The sequence below is a fragment of the Nocardioides sp. BE266 genome, assembly GCF_031457855.1.
GTDB lineage: Bacteria > Actinomycetota > Actinomycetes > Propionibacteriales > Nocardioidaceae > Nocardioides.
In genome coordinates, this window is record NZ_JAURTI010000002.1 from 286,879 (window position 1) to 303,525 (window position 16,647).

Annotated in this window: 15 protein-coding genes and 1 tRNA gene; 7 read left to right on the plus strand and 9 right to left on the minus strand. The window is 71.2% G+C overall.

The window, feature by feature from the left end; all coding sequences use genetic code 11:
- Window positions 1-519: 519 nt before the first annotated feature.
- Both J2X46_RS05725 and J2X46_RS05730 read left to right on the plus strand, forming a co-directional pair.
- Complete coding sequence (locus J2X46_RS05725; protein ID WP_310247953.1) at window positions 520-2,115, plus strand: MDR family MFS transporter; 1,596 nt, start codon at window positions 520-522, stop codon at window positions 2,113-2,115.
- Window positions 2,116-2,123: 8 nt separating this feature from the next.
- The gene (locus J2X46_RS05730; protein WP_310247956.1) at window positions 2,124-2,600 is read left to right on the plus strand and encodes a MarR family winged helix-turn-helix transcriptional regulator; all 477 of its coding nucleotides are present in this window, start codon (window positions 2,124-2,126) and stop codon (window positions 2,598-2,600) included.
- A 72-nt stretch (window positions 2,601-2,672) separates the two neighbouring features.
- Here J2X46_RS05730 and J2X46_RS05735 read toward each other — a convergent pair whose 3' ends face one another.
- Together J2X46_RS05735 and J2X46_RS05740 are read right to left on the minus strand one after the other, a co-directional pair.
- Entirely contained in the window at window positions 2,673-4,280 is a 1,608-nt protein-coding gene (locus J2X46_RS05735; protein WP_310247958.1) for a glycoside hydrolase family 13 protein, read from the minus strand.
- Window positions 4,281-4,314: 34 nt separating this feature from the next.
- A complete protein-coding gene (locus tag J2X46_RS05740; RefSeq protein WP_310247961.1) occupies window positions 4,315-5,100 on the minus strand; it encodes a hypothetical protein in 786 nt (261 codons plus the stop codon).
- Between the two features lie 63 nt (window positions 5,101-5,163).
- On the opposite strand from J2X46_RS05740, the gene J2X46_RS05745 reads away from it, so the two are divergent.
- A complete protein-coding gene (locus tag J2X46_RS05745) occupies window positions 5,164-5,844 on the plus strand; it encodes a metal-dependent transcriptional regulator (RefSeq protein ID WP_310247964.1) in 681 nt (226 codons plus the stop codon).
- Between the two features lie 9 nt (window positions 5,845-5,853).
- Here J2X46_RS05745 and J2X46_RS05750 read toward each other — a convergent pair whose 3' ends face one another.
- The 3 genes from J2X46_RS05750 to J2X46_RS05760 form a co-directional block, all read right to left on the minus strand.
- On the minus strand, window positions 5,854-6,732 hold the full coding sequence (locus J2X46_RS05750; protein WP_310247966.1) for a Sir2 family NAD-dependent protein deacetylase: 879 nt from the start codon (window positions 6,730-6,732) through the stop codon (window positions 5,854-5,856).
- Entirely contained in the window at window positions 6,729-6,998 is a 270-nt protein-coding gene (locus J2X46_RS05755) for a DUF2277 domain-containing protein (protein WP_310247967.1), read from the minus strand. Before J2X46_RS05755 ends, J2X46_RS05750 begins: the two co-directional genes overlap by 4 nt.
- Window positions 6,999-7,118: 120 nt before the next feature.
- On the minus strand, window positions 7,119-8,987 hold the full coding sequence (locus J2X46_RS05760; RefSeq protein WP_310247969.1) for a beta-propeller domain-containing protein: 1,869 nt from the start codon (window positions 8,985-8,987) through the stop codon (window positions 7,119-7,121).
- Between the two features lie 103 nt (window positions 8,988-9,090).
- Between J2X46_RS05760 and J2X46_RS05765 the strand changes: the two genes are divergently transcribed.
- Window positions 9,091-10,245, plus strand: a complete 1,155-nt coding sequence (locus J2X46_RS05765; RefSeq protein ID WP_310247971.1) for a saccharopine dehydrogenase NADP-binding domain-containing protein — start codon at window positions 9,091-9,093, stop codon at window positions 10,243-10,245.
- A gap of 40 nt (window positions 10,246-10,285) precedes the next feature.
- Here J2X46_RS05765 and J2X46_RS05770 read toward each other — a convergent pair.
- A tRNA-Arg gene (locus J2X46_RS05770) sits at window positions 10,286-10,361 on the minus strand.
- 179 nt (window positions 10,362-10,540) lie between these two features.
- Between J2X46_RS05770 and J2X46_RS05775 the strand changes: the two genes are divergently transcribed.
- Both J2X46_RS05775 and J2X46_RS05780 read left to right on the plus strand, forming a co-directional pair.
- Window positions 10,541-11,815, plus strand: a complete 1,275-nt coding sequence (locus tag J2X46_RS05775; protein WP_310247974.1) for an LCP family protein — start codon at window positions 10,541-10,543, stop codon at window positions 11,813-11,815.
- Window positions 11,812-11,997 (plus strand): hypothetical protein, encoded by a 186-nt coding sequence (locus J2X46_RS05780; protein ID WP_310247976.1) that lies wholly within the window; start codon window positions 11,812-11,814, stop codon window positions 11,995-11,997. The genes J2X46_RS05775 and J2X46_RS05780 overlap by 4 nt, the downstream gene beginning before the upstream one ends.
- 294 nt (window positions 11,998-12,291) lie before the next feature.
- Here J2X46_RS05780 and J2X46_RS05785 read toward each other — a convergent pair whose 3' ends face one another.
- The 3 genes from J2X46_RS05785 to J2X46_RS05795 all read right to left on the minus strand — a co-directional run bounded on the left by J2X46_RS05785 (window position 12,292) and on the right by J2X46_RS05795 (window position 13,849).
- Window positions 12,292-12,645 (minus strand): MscL family protein, encoded by a 354-nt coding sequence (locus J2X46_RS05785; RefSeq protein ID WP_310247978.1) that lies wholly within the window; start codon window positions 12,643-12,645, stop codon window positions 12,292-12,294.
- Window positions 12,646-12,701: 56 nt separating this feature from the next.
- Window positions 12,702-13,334, minus strand: coding sequence for an SAF domain-containing protein (locus tag J2X46_RS05790; RefSeq protein ID WP_310247980.1), 633 nt, complete (start codon window positions 13,332-13,334; stop codon window positions 12,702-12,704).
- Window positions 13,335-13,549: 215 nt separating this feature from the next.
- A complete protein-coding gene (locus J2X46_RS05795; protein ID WP_310247983.1) occupies window positions 13,550-13,849 on the minus strand; it encodes an FmdB family zinc ribbon protein in 300 nt (99 codons plus the stop codon).
- 106 nt (window positions 13,850-13,955) lie between these two features.
- Here J2X46_RS05795 and J2X46_RS05800 point away from each other — a divergent pair, with 106 nt between their 5' ends.
- A complete protein-coding gene (locus tag J2X46_RS05800) occupies window positions 13,956-16,607 on the plus strand; it encodes a penicillin acylase family protein (RefSeq protein ID WP_310247985.1) in 2,652 nt (883 codons plus the stop codon).
- The last annotated feature ends 40 nt before the right edge of the window (window positions 16,608-16,647 follow it).

Sequence of the window (16,647 nt, forward strand, 5' to 3'; positions counted from 1 at the left end):
GCATGAAGTCTTTTCGGATGAGTGAGGTGGCTGCCCGCTAGGCAGCCCGGCTACGCCGACAGCTGCCGGCGAAACCACAGCAGTCACCCGACCCGCAGGCCCCCGGAGTCATCCCCCGGGGCCCCTCTCCGAGGGGCAGCAGGCCTGCGGGTCGCTGCATTTTCGGAAGGTCCGTCCCGCGGCTCGGTCGTCCCTCGACCTTGAGTCTCTGAGGGACTCAACGCCGAGGGTGGCGGCGTACGACATCCGCGGCGGGGCCTTCGATGTCGTACGCCGCCACCTTGCGGCGCGCGCCCGCGGCGCCGGTCGGCGTACTCCAGTGACGAACGGCTGCCCGCCGCCGGTAGTCCAGCGGCGAGTGGCTGTCGTGAGGTGCTCGGGACGACCGTTCGCCACTGGACTACCCCGGGGAGCGGTGTGGCCGACGTCTCGTGGCTGCCGGGTTGGAGGAGGGCCGCCGCAGGCATATAGTTGTCCTATACAACTATTGTGGTGCGCAACCAAGATCGAAGGAATGCAGTGACCCAGGCTCCCACCGTCTCCGCCGAGCAGAGCGGCCAGATGACCCACCGCGAGGTGCTCGAGGCCCTCAGCGGACTCCTCCTCGCGATGTTCGTCGCGATGCTCTCCAGCACGATCGTCAGCAACGCGCTGCCGACCATCGTCGGCGACCTCGAGGGCAGCCAGACCGGATACACCTGGGTCGTCGTCGCGACCATGCTCGCGATGACCGCGACCACGCCGATCTGGGGCAAGTTCGCCGACCTCTTCGACAAGAAGGTGCTCGTCCAGTCCGCGCTGATCATCTTCTCGGCGGGCTCGCTGGTCGCCGGCTTCGCGCCGTCGATGGAGGTGCTGATCGGCGCCCGCGTGATCCAGGGCCTCGGCGTCGGTGGCCTCACCGCGCTGGTCCAGGTCGTCATCGCCACGATGGTCTCCCCGCGTGAGCGCGGTCGCTACAGCGGCTACATCGGCGCGGTCTTCGCCCTCGCCACGGTCAGCGGCCCGCTCGTCGGTGGCGTCCTCGTGGACACCGTCGGCTGGCGCTGGTGCTTCTTCGCCGGCCTGCCCGTCGCCGCGCTCGCCTTCGTCGTGCTGCAGAAGACGCTGCACCTGCCGGTGGTCAAGCGTGACGTGACGATCGACTACCTCGGCGCCTTCCTGCTCGTCGGCGGCGTCTCGATCCTGCTGATCTGGGTCTCGCTCGGCGGCCAGAACTTCGACTGGGTGTCGTGGACCAGCCTGGCCCTCGTCGTCGGCGCGATCGCCGTCATCGGTGCCGCGATCCACGTCGAGGCCAACGTCGCCAAGGACCCGGTCATCCCGCTGCGGCTCTTCAAGGACCGCACCCTGACCCTGGCGACCACCGCCTCGGTCCTGATCGGTGTCGCGATGTTCGGCTCGACCGTCTACCTCAGCCTCTACTTCCAGCGCGCCAAGGACATGAGCCCGACCGAGGCCGGCCTGATGTCGATCTGCATGGTCGGCGGCCTCCTCGTCTCGAGCATCATCAGCGGCCGGATCATCTCCGCGACCGGCGTGTGGAAGCGCTGGCTCGTCGGCGGCATGGTCGCCGTCATCGCCGGCATCGGCCTGCTCTCCACGATCGACGCGGAGACCCCGCTGTGGCGCACCGGCCTGTTCATGGCCGTCCTCGGCCTCGGCCTCGGCGCCACGATGCAGAACCTCGTGCTCGCCGTGCAGAACACCATCGCCCTGTCCGACATGGGCGCGGGCTCGTCGGTCGTCGCCTTCTTCCGCTCGCTCGGCGGCTCGGTCGGCATCGCCGCCCTCGGCGCCGTGCTGGCCCACCAGGTCGCGGACTCGGTGAAGACCGGCCTGACCGCCCTCGTGAGCGACCACCCCGAGCTGGCCGCGCAGGTCTCCCACGAGACCGGCGGCGTCCCCGACGTGTCCAGCATGCCGGCGCCGATCCGCGCGATCTTCGAGAGCGCCTTCGGCGACGCGACCGGTCACATCTTCCTGGTGGCCCTGCCGTTCGCGGTCGGCGCGCTCATCGCGGTGCTCTTCATCAAGGAAGTCCCCCTGCGGACGTCGGTGAAGCGCGACGATGAGCTCATGGCTGAGATCTCCCCGGCGTCCCCGCAGGCATGAGCACGACCATGACCACCACGAGCACGCCCCCGGAGACGGGCACCCGCACCCGGTACGACGACCTCCGCAGCATCGAGACCGAGGTCGGCACCCTGATCCGTCGCGTCAAGCGGGTGATGGGTGAGCGGGCCCGCGAGGTCCACCCGGACCTGCACCCGATCACGTACTTCATCCTCACCCACCTCGCGGTCCACGGGCCGCTCCGTGGTGCGGACCTGTCCGACGCGTTCGGCATGGACAAGGGCGGCGTCAGCCGCCAGGTGCAGACGCTGGTCGACCTCGAGCTGGTCGAGCGTCAGCCCGACCCCGAGGACCGCCGCGCGATCCTGCTCGACGCGACCGAGCACGGCCGCGAGCGGCTGCGCACCGTGGCCCGCCACCGCAGCGACCGCTTCGACCAGCGGCTCGCCCACTGGAGCGACGAGGAGCTCGCGACGTTCGCCCGCCAGCTGGCGTCGTACAACTCCGCGCTCTCCGACGACTGACACCAAAGACATCTGAGGACGCGGTGGACGGATCCGGGACTCCCGGACGTCCACCGCGTCCTCAGATTTCGGTCAGCGGAGCCAGACGGCGGTGTCGGCCGGCAGCGTGCCGTCAATCGGGCCGCTGGCCAGCAGCACCTCGCCCTCGGGCAGCTCGACGGGCTTCGTGCCGCAGTTGAGCACCACCGTCAGCGGTCCGCGGCGGAAGGCCAGCACGTCGGTGCCGAGGTCGAGGAGGTCGACCTCCTCGCCCGCGGTCCACGCGAAGCTGCGGCGGATCCGCAGCGCGTCGCGGTAGAACGCCAGCGTCGAGTCGGCGTCGGCGTCCTGGGCCTCGACGGTGAGCGTCGCCCAGTCGCTCGGCTGCGGGATCCACGGCTGACCGGCGCCGGGCCCGAAGTCGTACGGCGCCTGCCGACCGCCCCACGGGATCGGCACGCGGCAGCCGTCGCGACCGACCTCGCCGGTGCGGAGGTACGACGGATCCTGCCGGTGCTCCGGGGCGACGTCGACCTGCTCGAGGCCGAGCTCCTCGCCCTGGTAGAGGTAGCTGGATCCGGGCAGCGCGAGCATGGTGAGCGTCGCCGCGCGGGCACGGGCCAGGCCCTTCGCGCCGCCGCCGTAGCGCGTCACGTGGCGGGTCACGTCGTGGTTGCTGAGCACCCACGTCGGCGAGGCGTCGACCGACTCGACCGAGGCGAGCGTGTCGGTGATGACCTCGGCGAAGTTCTCCGCCGACCACTCGGCGAGCAGCCAGGCGAAGTTGAACGTCTGGTCGAGCTCGTCGGGCCGGATGTAGGCCGCCATCGACTCCACCGTCGAGGTCCAGGCCTCGGCGACGGCCATCCGGTCCGGGCCGGCCTCGTCGAGGATCCGGTGCCACGCGCGGTAGACCTCGTGCACCTCGGGCTGGTCCCACATCGGCTCGTCGCGGGCGTCGCGCTCGACCATCTCCTTGTGGTCGCGGGAGTCCGCGTCGGTGCGGCCGTGCGACGACCCGGCCGGCTCGTCCTCGCGCAGGACCTGGTCGCGCAGCGAGGCCTCCTTGAACAGGCCGTGGGCCACGTCGACCCGGAAGCCGTCGACGCCGCGGTCGAGCCAGAAGCGGAGCACGCCCTCGAACATCTCGGGGACCTCGGGGTTGCGCCAGTCGAGGTCGGGCTGGGTGGAGTCGAAGAGGTGGAGGTACCACTGGCCGTCGTCGACCTGCGTCCACGCCGGACCGCCGAAGACGGACTCCCAGTTGTTGGGCGGGTTGCCGTCGTCGCTGTCGCGGAACAAGTAGCGGGCGCGCTCGGGGCTGCCCGGCTCGGCGGCCAGCGCCGCCTGGAACCACTCGTGCTCGTCGGAGGAGTGGTTGGGCACGACGTCGACGATCACGCGCAGGCCGAGCTCGTGGGCCCGGGCGATCAGGTCGTCGGCGTCGTCGAGCTTGCCGAAGAGCGGGTCGACGTCCTTGTAGTCGGCGACGTCGTAGCCGTGGTCGTGCTGGGGAGAGGTGTAGAAGGGCGTGAGCCACAGCGCGTCGACACCCAGGTCGGCGAGGTGCGGGAGCCTCGCGGTGATGCCCGGGAGGTCGCCGATCCCGTCGCCGTCGCTGTCGGCGAAGCTGCGGACGTAGACCTGGTAGACGACGGCGTGCCGCCACCAGTCCGTGATTGGATCGTTCAAATCAGCCATGCGCCTCATCCTCTCAGGCGCACCGCCCGTCGGGTCAACCCGGGACCCGGCCGCCGAACACCGACGGGTCGACGGCGATCCACACGTGCTCGGCCGTGGCGACCACCCGTCCGTCGGCGTCGTACAGCGTCGAGGCGGTGAAGGTCTTGCGGCCGTCCTGGCCGCGTCCCTCGCCCACCACGACGTGCGGCTCGCCGATCAGCGGGAGGACGTCGACGCGGGCGGTCATCCGGCCCAGCACCATGAGGCGCTCGGTGAGGTCGCCGGCCCAGCCGCCGATGCAGTCCAGCGCCGCCCACGTCGAGGCGAGCGAGGCGCGGGTGTGCTCGTCGACGTACGTGTGCCAGTCCTCGTGCAGGCTCGGGTGCGGCGTCCAGGCCGCGGCGACGAGGTCGCCGTCCGGTCCGTCGCCCACCTTGCCGGGGAAGATCCGCAGCCCGTCGCCCTCCTCGCGCCCGGTGCCACAGGCGAAGCAGGTGGGGAAGGGGTGGAAGTCGTGCCCCGGGTACGACGACTCGGCAGCGGCCGCGGTGGCCGGGTCGACCGGGTCCACCTCCCGCAGGTCGCGGTCCGCGCGGAGGGCCGAGGCGACCGGTGCGCCGTCGAGGCTCGCCGTCAGCACCCCGTCCTCGGTCGACACATCGAGGGGGGTGTCGAGCGGCGGCGGTCGGCGCAGCGAGACCTCGATCGCCGGCCAGCTGTCGCACCGGTTGTCGGGTGAGTCGGCGTCGTCGAGCGCGGCGATCGCACCGGCCGTCCAGCCGCCGTTGCCCGAGTCCGGAGGGCCGCAGAAGCGCCGCGGCACGATGAGTTCGCTCACCGGCCTCACTGTGCCACGGGTCGAGGGGCGGGGGCAGTTGCCGGATGGGACACAATGTCCCCCGTGAGTGACCTGATCGACACCACCGAGATGTACCTCCGCACGATCTACGAGCTCGTGGAGGAGGGCATCGTCCCGTTGCGCGCGCGCATCGCCGAGCGCCTGCACCAGTCGGGGCCGACCGTCTCGCAGACGGTCGCGCGGATGGAGCGTGACGGCCTGCTGACCGTCGAGGGCGACCGCCACCTCGAGCTCACCGACGAGGGCCAGGTCCTCGCCACCCGCGTGATGCGCAAGCACCGCCTCGCCGAGCGCCTGCTGACCGACGTGATCGGCCTGGACTGGGAGCTCGTCCACGCCGAGGCCTGCCGCTGGGAGCACGTGATGTCGGAGACCGTCGAGCGGCGGCTCCTCGAGCTGCTCGACCACCCGACCGAGTCGCCGTACGGCAACCCGATCCCCGGCCTCGACGAGCTCGGCGACCGCCGGTCCGAGGACTTCATGGACAACGTCGAGCCGCTGTCGTCGGCCGCGACGGCCGAGGACGCCCGCGTCCACGTCAAGCGGATCTCCGAGGAGATGCAGAAGGACGAGGAGCTGATGGGCCTGCTGCGCCGCGTCGGCGCCCTGCCCGGCAAGACCGTGACGATCGCGCGCACCGACGAGGGCATCCTGATCGGCTCCGGCGGGGAGACCGCCGAGCTCGTCGCCGAGGCGGCCGAGCACATCTTCGTCCGCCGCTGAGCGGTTCCTTCAGTGATCCCCGGCTGACCGGGGATCACTGAACATGTCGGCCCGTGCACGGCCTGACAAGTTCAGTGATTGACGGACAAGGTCGCCCAGGAACTCGCTGCACCCCACCTCGAGCTTGTACGACGCCAGCGGATCGCCGCGGGTCTCACCACGGTTGACGATCACGACCGGCGTGCCGTGCAGGGCTGCCCGTTTGACGAAGCGCAGCCCGCTCATCACCGTCAGCGACGAGCCGGCGACCAGCAGGGCGCCGTCGGGCCCGAGCGCCTCGACGGCCTCGTAGCAGCGGGCGACGCGGTCGGCGGGGACGTTCTCGCCGAAGAACACCACGTCCGGCTTGAGGGGCCCGCCGCACGCGCAGGTCGGCACGACGAAGTCGTCGGTGTCGTCGAGGTCGACGTCGCCGTCGGGACGCGAGGCGACCCACCCGTGCCGCTCGAGCCACTGCGGGTTGAGCTCGTCGAGCACCCGCTCGAGGTCGGCGCGCGACGAGGTCTCGCGACACGTCAGGCAGATGACGTCGGCGACGCGGCCGTGCAGGGCGACCAGTCTCCGCGAGCCCGCGGCCTCGTGGAGGCCGTCGACGTTCTGGGTGATCAGCAGGGTCGGGTCGAGCGCGGCCAGCGCGCGGTGGCCGTCGTTGGGGAGTGCCCGCCCCATCCGCTGCCACCCGAGGTGCGAGCGCGCCCAGTAGCGCTGCTGCGCCTCGGCGCTGCCGACGAACTCCTGGTAGGTCATCGGCATCCGGCTCGGCGCCCCCGGGCCGCGGTAGTCGGGGATGCCGGAGTCGGTCGAGAGCCCGGCGCCGGTCAGCACGACCAGCGGCCGGGTGGCGAGCAGGTCGAGGGCCTCGGCCGGCTCGGCGGACGTCAGCGTCACGTGCCGTACCGCAACTGGGCGCGGGCGCGGGCCTTGGCCGCCTCGACCTCGCGGTTCTTCGGGGGAGCCGTGGTCACCAGGTCCTGCAGCAGGTGCTCGGTGATGTGGGCGATCTCCTTCACGGCCGCGTAGAACACCTCTTCGTTGGCCTGCGACGGCTTGGTCGTCCCGGCCACCTTGCGGACGTACTGCAGGGCGGCGGCGGTGACCTCGTCGCCCGTCGCGGGCGGCTCGAAGTTGTTCAGCGGGCGGATGTTGCGGCACATACCGGCGAGCGTACGTCGACGGCCTTGGTTTCGACACGGCGCTGGCGCCTGCTCAACCAGCGGCCCCGGCGTTTCGCCGGTTGAGCAGCGAGCGCCAGCGAGCGTGTCGAAACCCAGGAGCTACACGGAGAAGAAGGTGACGTCCTCGCCGGTGACCAGCGCGACCTTGCCCGAGGCGAGGGGCACGAGCCGTACCTGCGCGACGTCGCTGCCGTGCTCGACCTCGACCATCCGGTTGGTCATCCGGCCGTCGTCGAGGGAGAGCACGGAGACCCAGCCGGTGGTGCCGGTCCAGCCCTGCTGGACGACGGTGAGCACGACGCGCTGCTCGGGGAGCCAGGTGAGCTGGCGCGGGTCGGTCGCGGCGCCGGCGAGGCTGCCCTTGGCGTACTTCACGACGTCGAGCTGCCGCGGGTTCGTCAGGTCGGTGACGTCGAAGAGCGCCGCCTGCGCGCCCTGGGTCATCCCGTCGGTGGTCGCGTCCTGGCCGAGGCCGATGAGCCGGTGCTCGCCGAGCGGGTGGAGGTACTCCGAGAAGCCGGGGATCTTCAGCTCGCCGAGCAGCCGCGGGTCGGACCGGTTCGTCAGGTCGATCGCGTAGAGCGGGTCGGTCTGCCGGAAGGTCACCACGATCGCGAGGTCGTCGAACCACCGCACCGACTTGATCTGCTCGTCGACGCCGAGGTCGTCGACCCGCCCGTCCTCGAGCAGCTTCGTGCCGTCCTCGCGGAGCGTGACGACCGAGTTGTAGTTGCCGGTCTGCATGCTCTGGCCGATCGCGAGGCGCAGCGATCCGCCGACGGCGTCCATCGACCAGCGGTCGGCGATGGTGCCCTCGACCTCACCCGAGGCGACGTACGTCGCGTCCATGCCGTCGAGCGCGAAGGCGAAGATCGGCGTGGTGCCGTCGGGCGGGCCGGACGTGCCGCCCATCCGGCAGTCCCAGCAGTCGTTCCAGCCCCAGGCGTTGGTGCCGGCGGCGAGGTAGAACCGGTCGGTCGAGAAGTACGACGTGTCGGAGTCGGTCGCGACGGCGACCGACGTCCGCTCGGTCGGCGCGGCCGGGTCGAAGGCGAGCACCGTCGTGGCGCCGATCCCGATCCTGTCGTCGTCGGGGATCGCCACGTCCTCGCAGTCGACGATGGGGTCGCCGTCGACGGTGGGCAGCCAGTCGGCGAGCGTCGTGTCGCGCACCAGGCTGCGGTTGCGCATCCGGGAGGTGAGCTGGCCGATGCGGCTGTCGGGGTAGGAGAAGTCCAGCTCGGGCAGCCCGTTCTGGACGACCACGCGCACCACGTCGTCGTGCAGCCGCACTGCCGAGGCGCGGCCGCGGATCGTGGTGGCGTCGACGATGCTCGGCGAGGTCGGGTCGGACAGGTCGACGGTGGTGATGGTCGACTCGAGCCCGTCGTCGGAGGTGCCGAGCACGACGGCGCGGCCGTCGACGAACACCATCTCGCCGCCCGGGTCGCCGATCCAGCCGTTGCCGCCGGCGTCGTCGATCGGCGTCGAGGACAGCTCGGTCGGCTCGTTGCCGGAGACGTCGTACGCGATCAGGACGCCCTCGCGCAGCCGCAGCAGCAGGCTGCCCGACACCTTCACCACGTCGGACTCGTCGACGCCGAGCTCCTGCACGTTGGTGCCCGACTCGTTGCTGACCGACCGCGAGGTCTTGGCCATCGAGCGGGCGCTGTCCGACGAGGCCATCGGCGAGCTCGCCTCCGAGCCGGCTTGCGCGTCGAACATCACGATCGGGCCGCCGCCCCAGCCGTAGGGCCCGACCTGGTCGAGGGCCCGGTCGATGTAGGAGTCGAGGAGGTCGTCGCAGCTGGCGGCCCGGGTCAGGTCGGCGTTGGCGAGCGCGATGGGCGGCGAGGTCGGCGGGCCGTCCTCCGACCCGCGGCCGGTGCCGACGACATAGCCCACTCCTGCTGCGGCGACCAGGCTGGTGGCCGCCGCGACGCTGGTGCCGACCCTGCGCAGACCCATGGCGTCTGCTCCCCTCGTGACGTGCCCGGAGGTGCTTCCGGTGCTGCTCTGCCCGGTGGGACGGGCGCGGTGGGGGACCGGTTCCTTCTGACACGATGGCGCGATGAGCGACCGCGACCTCGACCTCGTGCTGTTCGGTGCCACCGGCTTCACCGGTGGCCTCACCGCCGACTACCTCGCCGCCCACGCACCCGACGGGCTGCGCTGGGCGATCGCCGGCCGCAACGCCGACAAGCTCGAGTCCGTACGCCGTCGGCTCGGGGACGACGTCGAGGTGCTGGTCGCCGACGCGTCCGACCCCGCGGCGCTGGCTGACGTGGCCCGCCGCGCGCGCGTCGTGATCTCGACGGTCGGCCCCTACCTGGCCCACGGCGGGCCGCTCGTCGCGGCGTGCGCCGAGGCCGGGACCGACTACGTCGACCTCACCGGCGAGCCGGAGTTCGTCGACCGGATGTTCCTCGAGCACCACCAGACCGCGGTGCGCACGGGCGCCCGGCTCGTGCACGCGTGCGGCTTCGACTCGATCCCGCACGACCTCGGCGCCTTCTTCACGGTGAAGCAGCTGCCGTCCGACCAGCCGATCACCCTGCGCGGCGTGGTCCGCTCGGGCGGCACGTTCTCCGGCGGCACGTTCCACTCCGCGCTCAACCAGTTCGCCCGCGCCAAGGAGATGCGCAAGACCTACACCGCCCGCCGCCGCGCGGAGGTCCGGCCCGAGGGCCGCTCGTCGCGCTCGGTCGGCGGCAAGCCCCACCGCGACTCCGTGCTCGGCTACTGGCTGCTCCCGCTGCCGACCATCGACCCGATCATCGTGGCGCGCAGCGGCGCCGCGCTGGCGTCGTACGGTCCGGAGTTCCGGTACTCCCACTGGGCCGGCACCAAGACGCTGCGGTACGCCGCCGGTGGCGCGGTCGGCGTCGGCGCGATCTCGCTGGCCTCGCAGGTCAAGCCCCTGCGCGAGCTCCTGCTGAGCAAGGTGCCGCAGGGCTCGGGCCCCGACCAGGCCAAGCGCGACAAGTCGTGGTTCACCGTCGACTTCGTCGGCGAGGCAGGCGGGACGACCGTCCACGCCAAGGTCTCCGGCGGCGACCCGGGCTACACCGAGACCGCGAAGATGCTCTCGGAGGCCGCGCTCTGCCTGGCGTTCGACGACAACCCCGAGACCGCCGGCCAGGTCACCCCGGCCCAGGCGATGGGCGACGCGCTCCTCGCGCGCCTCCAGGCGGCGGGGATCCGGTTCGAGACCATCGCTGGTTGAGGTGCGAGCGGAGCGAGCTCCGAAACCGGAGGGTGGTGCGTGGTGCCCCAGGCAAGAGTCGAACTTGCGACCTTTCGCTTAGGAGGCGGCTGCTCTATCCACTGAGCTACTGGGGCGGTGCCGTGCACGCACGGCGGGCAGCATCCTGCCACGAGGGCGTACGACGACCCGCAACGCGCAGCGAAGTGCACCACTTCACGCGACTTTGTCGTGTCGTCGTGGGCTCCGGGATCTTGCCCGTGTCGAGTAGGTTCAGACGCGGTCAGCAGTTTCCCTGTGCACAAAAGGTGAGCGCGTGTCGGACGAGTCGAGCCCGGAGGCTCCCACTGGCGCGCCCAAGCGCAAGGGCAAGGCGGCGCGCAAGCACACCGTCGGCCGGGTCATCCTGATCAGCGTCGTCGTCCTGGCCCTGGTCACCGGCCTCGGCACTGTCTACCTCATCCGCCACCTCAACGGGAACATCGAGGGTGTCTCGCTCGGCGCCCTCGACGAGGACGCGCGCCCGGAGGAGCTCTACAAGGGCAACGGCGAGCCGCTCGACATCCTCGTGATGGGCTCGGACTCCCGCGACTGCGACGGCTGCGGCATCGACCAGGAGGGCGGCGGTGGCTCCGACACCACGATCCTCGTGCACCTGTCCGCCGACCGCTCGCGCGCGTACGCCGTCTCGATCCCGCGTGACTCGATCGTCGACCGTCCCGAGGACGGCTGCGACTCGCCGGCGGTCACCGACGTCATCTGGAACGCCGCCTACAGCGTCGGCGGTCCGCTCTGCACCCTGCGCCAGCTCGAGGACAACACCGGCATCCACGTCGAGCACTTCATCGTGGTCGACTTCGCCAGCTTCGGCTCGATGGTGGACGCGGTGGGCGGCGTGCCTGTGTGCGTGCCCGAGGACATCAAGGACCCGGCCCACCAGATCTTCGTGCCGAAGGGCAACCCGTCGGTGCTCACCGGCGACGAGGCCCTCGACTACGTCCGCGCGCGCTACGTCGGCGACCTCATCCAGCGCAACGACATCTCGCGCATCCGCCGGCAGCAGGAGTTCATCGGCGCCCTCGTGCGCGAGGTGTTGTCGGCCGGCACGCTGACCCGCCTCGACAAGGTGGTGAAGTTCCTCGACGCGGCGACCAAGTCGCTGACCACCGACGACGAGTTCGCCAACGTCACCCGGCTCGGCAAGGTCGCCATGCAGCTCCAGGGCATCGGCCTCGACAAGATCAAGTTCGTCACCCTGCCGACCGCCTACTACCCGCGCGACTCCGAGTTCTGGGGCCGGGTCTACTGGACCGAGCAGGCCGACGAGATCTGGAAGCTCCTCGCCGAGGACAAGGAGATCCCCAAGAAGCTCCTCGCCGGCAACTCGACCAGCGCCGAGGCGCCCGCCACCGCCAACGAGAGCGAGTCGCCGGCGACCGGCAGCGAGTCGCCCAGCGAGAGCACCTCCGAGACCCCGTCGGAGACCCCGAGCGAGACGCCCAGCGAGACCGCCTCCGAGACCCCGACGGAGACTCCGAGAAGCTCGGCGACGACCAAGCCGGAGGACCAGATCTACGGGGTCTGTGCGTGAACGACCCCGTGACCTCTTCGGCTCCTGAGGAGGAGCCGGACTGGAAGCGCCGCCAGCGCCTCGCCGCGGTCTTCGGTGACGGCGTACCCGAGCAGACCTCCGACGACCGCGACCGGCGCGAGGACTCCGCGGGCAAGGGCGACGACTGGTACCGCGACCAGGTCCCGCCCCACCACGGCTGACGCCTGACCAGGCGGCGCCCGGTCGCGACCTGGTTGTTCGGTGGTGTCGCGGGATCTCGCTCCGTTGCCCGGGGTAGTCCAGTGGCCATTGGTTGTGCCCTCGGGGTACTCCAGTGGCGAACGGCTGTCGATCCCACCCGAGGACAACCATCCGTCACTGGACTACCCGCCACTGCCGGACGTCACTGGACTACCCACCGCTGCCGGACGTCACTGGAGTACGCCGACACGTCGCGGACGAGACGACGAACGGCCCGCCCCCTCGGGGGACGGGCCGCGCGTGTGTCGGTGGGCTCAGACGGCGCCGCCGCGCGCCTTGATGGCGTCGCGGATCTCCTCGAGGAGCGCGATGTCGGCGGGGGTGCCGGCGGGCTCGTCGGGGAAGAACTTCTCCTTGGCCCGGGTGTAGGGCATCACGACGAAGAAGTAGACGACGGCGCCCATGATCACGAACGAGACGACGGCGTTGAGGAAGGCGCCGAAGCTGTTGGCCTCGTTGCTGAAGATCTCGGACGTGGAGTCAGGAAGCAGGGCGGTGAGCCAGGCGGTGAAGGTCGTGACCACCGATGCGAAGGCCAGCGCCATGATCAGACCGGTGGCGATCTCGATGAGGTTGCCCTTGAGGATGAAGTTCTTGAAACCAGTCATGTTCTCTCCTTCTGGGGGCCCCCGAGAGGGCCGCAGACAAGCGGATGCACCGCACGCTAGCGGGTCCACGACACGCTGAGGAACTGCGACAGGGCGGCTGAGGTGATCTTTACCGCGGCGTCCGCAGAGGCCCCGACGACCACCAGCGCACCACCGGAGCCGCCCGTCGGGCCCTCCGGGACCCCCGTCGGCGTCGACAGCACGACCACGTCACGCGCGACGACGTACGTCGACCCGGTGCTCGGGTCGGTCGCCATCAGGTCCACCTCGTCCCCGGCGCGCAGCAGCGTCGCCATGCCGGCGTCGGGTAGCCGGACCGGCAGGACCGTCTGTCCCGCCGCCGCGTCCGCGAGCCCGGGGCCGAGCACGCCCGCCTCGGTCAGGACCTCGCCGCTCGCGAGGGGTCCGGCCAGCACCCGGCCGACCGGCGCAGCGGCCGCGGCCGACGGGGCGAGGTCCGCCGGATAGGCACGGGCGACCACGTCGTCACGGTCGAGGAGCGTGCCCGAGGGCAGGTCGCGCGCGGCGACCATCACCTGCACCGTCTCGGGGGCCGGGGGAGCGAGCGTGCGCAGCGCGCCCAGTGTCGCGGCGGCCACGAGGACGGCCGCGATCCACCGGCGCCGGCGCCTCAGCTGGTGGCGGAGGGCACGGATCCGGCGCCGTGCCGGAGGGAGTCCCGGGAACATGCCCCGACGCTAGGCCGGAGGTGCGGTCGCGCGCTGGGCCTCTCCACAGGCCGCTACCGGTGCCCCCGTCGGTTGAGCAGCGAGCGCAAGCGAGCGTGTCGAAACCAGGGGCTACGGATGGGGATGCCTTGGTTTCGACACGGGCGCGGGGCGCCCTGCTCAACCAGCGGCGGCCGCCGCGGGGCGCCCAGCTCAACCAGCGGGCGGTGGGTGACTCAGTCGGAGGAGGACGAGGAGGAGGTGCTCGACGAGGACGACGAGGACGACGAGGACGACGACGAGGAGTCAGACGACGAGCTCGTGGAGGTCGACGAGGCGGGGGTCGAGGACGAGGACGACGAGCGGCTGTCGGTGCGGTAGAAGCCCGAGCCCTTGAACACCACGCCCACCGCGTTGAACAGCTTGCGGAGCTTGCCGTCGCACACGGGGCAGACCGTCAGCGCGTCCTCGCTGAAGCTCTGGAACTGCTCGAAGGCGTGGCCGCACTCGGTGCAGGCGTACTGGTAGGTGGGCATGTGGGAGTCCTCGGGGTGGTTCCGTGGTGGCGATCGGCAGGGCCGGCGCGACGCGCTGGCACTCAAGCCCTTCGACTGCCAATGGTACGGCACAATGGCGAACGCGATGAGCGAGCAGGCACCCACCACGTCCCCCGACCCGACTTCCGGCTCCGCCGACGCCGACACGGTGTCCTGGTGGCAGGCCTTCCGCCGCGCGCCCCGTGCCGTGCGGTGGACGGCGTGGACCGCCCTGGGCCTCGTGCTGCTGCTGGTGGTGCTGGCGGTCACCGTCGTGGTCGTCGTACGGCGTCCGCTGCCGCAGACGAGCGGCGAGGTCGAGGTGCCCGGCCTGTCCGCGTCGGTCGAGGTGATCCGCGACGACAACGACATCCCGCAGGTCTACGCCGACACCGACGCCGACCTGATGTTCGCACAGGGCTACGTCCACGCGCAGGAGCGCTTCTTCGAGATGGACTTCCGCCGGCACGTCACCGCCGGTCGGCTCTCGGAGCTGTTCGGCGAGGACACCCTCGAGACCGACAAGTTCATCCGCACCATGGGATGGCGCCAGGTCGCGGAGGAGGAGTGGGCGCTGCTCGAGCCGGCCACCCGCGACGCGCTGACGGCGTACGCCAACGGGGTCAACGCCTACATCGCCGACCGCTCGCCCTCGCAGCTCGCCGCGGAGTACTCCGTCCTCGGGCTCACCGGCCTCGACTACACGCCCGAGGAGTGGGAGCCGGTCGACTCGCTGGCCTGGCTCAAGGCGATGGCGTGGGACCTGCGCGGCAACATGGACGCCGAGGTCGACCGGGTGCTGTTGTCGCTCGACCACACCGAGGAGGAGATCGCCTCACTCTGGCCGGCCTACGACTTCGACGCGCACCCGCCGATCGTCTCCGGTGGCGGCGTCGTCGACGGCGTCTTCGAGCAGAACGCGACGGCCAACGGCACCCGCAACCCGCGCCGGCCGGCGTACTCGCAGGAGGTCGTGGACGCCCTCGAGCGCGTGCAGGACGCGGTGGGGAGCGTGCCCGACCTCGTCGGGTCGGGGCGCGGCATCGGCAGCAACTCGTGGGTCGTCGACGGCGACCACAGCGCCACCGGCATGCCGCTGCTGGCCAACGACCCCCACCTCGGCATCAGCCAGCCGGGCATCTGGATGCAGATGGGCCTGCACTGCCGCGAGGTCAGCGAGGCCTGCACCCTCGACACGTCGGGCTTCACCTTCTCCGGAGTCCCCGGCGTGATCATCGGCCACAACGCCGACATCGCCTGGGGCTTCACCAACCTCGGCCCCGACGTCACCGACCTCTTCCTCGAGGAGACCGAGGGCGACGACCGCTACGTCCGCGACGGCGAGACGCAGGCCATGCAGGTGCACACCGAGACGATCAAGGTGCGCGGCGAGGACGACGTCGAGCTGCGGGTGCGCGAGACCGTGCACGGCCCGCTGATCAGCGACGTGTCGTCCGACTTCGCGACCGTCGGCGCCAACGCACCGACCGACGAGCCCGGCGACCGCGGCAGCGGGTACGCCGTCGCTCTCGCGTGGACCGCGCTCGACCCCGCGCCCACGGCCGACGCCATCCTCGAGCTCAACCGCGCCTCCGACTGGGACTCCTTCCGCGCCGCGGCCGCCGACTTCGCGGTGCCCGCGCAGAACCTCGTGTACGCCGACCGCGAGGGCCACATCGGCTACCAGTCGCCCGGCCGGATCCCGATCCGGCGCGGCGGCAACGACGGCACGATGCCGGTCGAGGGCTGGATCAGCGCCAATGACTGGACCGGCGACTACATCCCGTTCGACGGGCTGCCGAGCGTGCTCGACCCCGAGGAGGGCTTCATCGCCACGGCCAACCAGGCCGTCATCGACGAGGACTACCCCTACCTCCTCACCAAGGACTGGGACTACGGCTACCGCTCGACCCGGATCCGCGAGGTGCTCGCCGACGAGGGCGAGCTGTCGGTGCAGGAGATGGCACAGCTCCAGCTCGACACCACCAACCCGATGGCCGAGACCCTGGTGCCCTACCTCCTCGACGTCGAGCGGCTGCCCTCGGCGTACTACCGCAACGCGCAGGACCTGCTCCGCGACTGGGACTTCACCTCGCCGGCCGACAGCGCGGCGGCGGCCTACTTCAATGTGGTCTGGCGCAACCTGCTGGAGCTGACCTTCCACGACGACCTGCGCCAACGCACGTGGCCCGACGGCGGCGACCGGTGGTTCACCGTGGTCAGCCGGATGCTCACCGACCCGGCCGGCCCGTGGTGGGACGACGCCGACACCGACGACGTCGTGGAGACCCGCGACGACATCCTGCGCGAGGCCCTGATCGAGGCCCGCGACGAGCTCACCCGCCGCCAGGCCCGCGACCCACACCTGTGGGAGTGGGGCCGGCTGCACCGGATGAACCTCCACAACTCGAGCCTCGGTGAGTCGGGCGTGGGGCTCGTCGAGCGGCTCTTCAACCGCGACGGCTGGGAGGTCGGCGGCGGCTCGTCGATCGTCGACGCCACCTCTTGGAACGCCGTCGACGGCTACGAGGTCACCGCCGCCCCGTCCATGCGGATGGTCGTCTCGCTCGCCGACTGGGACGACTCGCGCTGGATCAACCTCACCGGCGTCTCCGGGCACCCGGCGTCGTCCCACTACACCGACCAGACCGAGCTCTACGTCGACGGCAAGACCCTCCCCTGGGCCTTCTCCCGCGACGCCGTCGAGGCCGCCGCCGACGACACACTCGTCCTCAACCCGGCCCAGCCCGCTGGTTGAGCAGGGCCGCCAGACGGCGACCCGCTGGTTGAGCAGGGCC

Excerpts from the sequence above, each read along its gene's own strand:
- J2X46_RS05755 (WP_310247967.1), bottom strand. The coding sequence starts at position 6,998 with ATGTGCCGCAACATCCGCCCGCTGAACAACTTCGAGCCGCCCGCGACG.
- J2X46_RS05800 (WP_310247985.1), top strand. The coding sequence starts at position 13,956 with ATGAGCGAGCAGGCACCCACCACGTCCCCCGACCCGACTTCCGGCTCC.
- J2X46_RS05790 (WP_310247980.1), bottom strand. The coding sequence starts at position 13,334 with ATGTTCCCGGGACTCCCTCCGGCACGGCGCCGGATCCGTGCCCTCCGC.
- J2X46_RS05730 (WP_310247956.1), top strand. The coding sequence starts at position 2,124 with ATGACCACCACGAGCACGCCCCCGGAGACGGGCACCCGCACCCGGTAC.
- J2X46_RS05760 (WP_310247969.1), bottom strand. The coding sequence starts at position 8,987 with ATGGGTCTGCGCAGGGTCGGCACCAGCGTCGCGGCGGCCACCAGCCTG.
- J2X46_RS05735 (WP_310247958.1), bottom strand. The coding sequence starts at position 4,280 with ATGGCTGATTTGAACGATCCAATCACGGACTGGTGGCGGCACGCCGTC.
- J2X46_RS05785 (WP_310247978.1), bottom strand. The coding sequence starts at position 12,645 with ATGACTGGTTTCAAGAACTTCATCCTCAAGGGCAACCTCATCGAGATC.
- J2X46_RS05765 (WP_310247971.1), top strand. The coding sequence starts at position 9,091 with ATGAGCGACCGCGACCTCGACCTCGTGCTGTTCGGTGCCACCGGCTTC.
- J2X46_RS05795 (WP_310247983.1), bottom strand. The coding sequence starts at position 13,849 with ATGCCCACCTACCAGTACGCCTGCACCGAGTGCGGCCACGCCTTCGAG.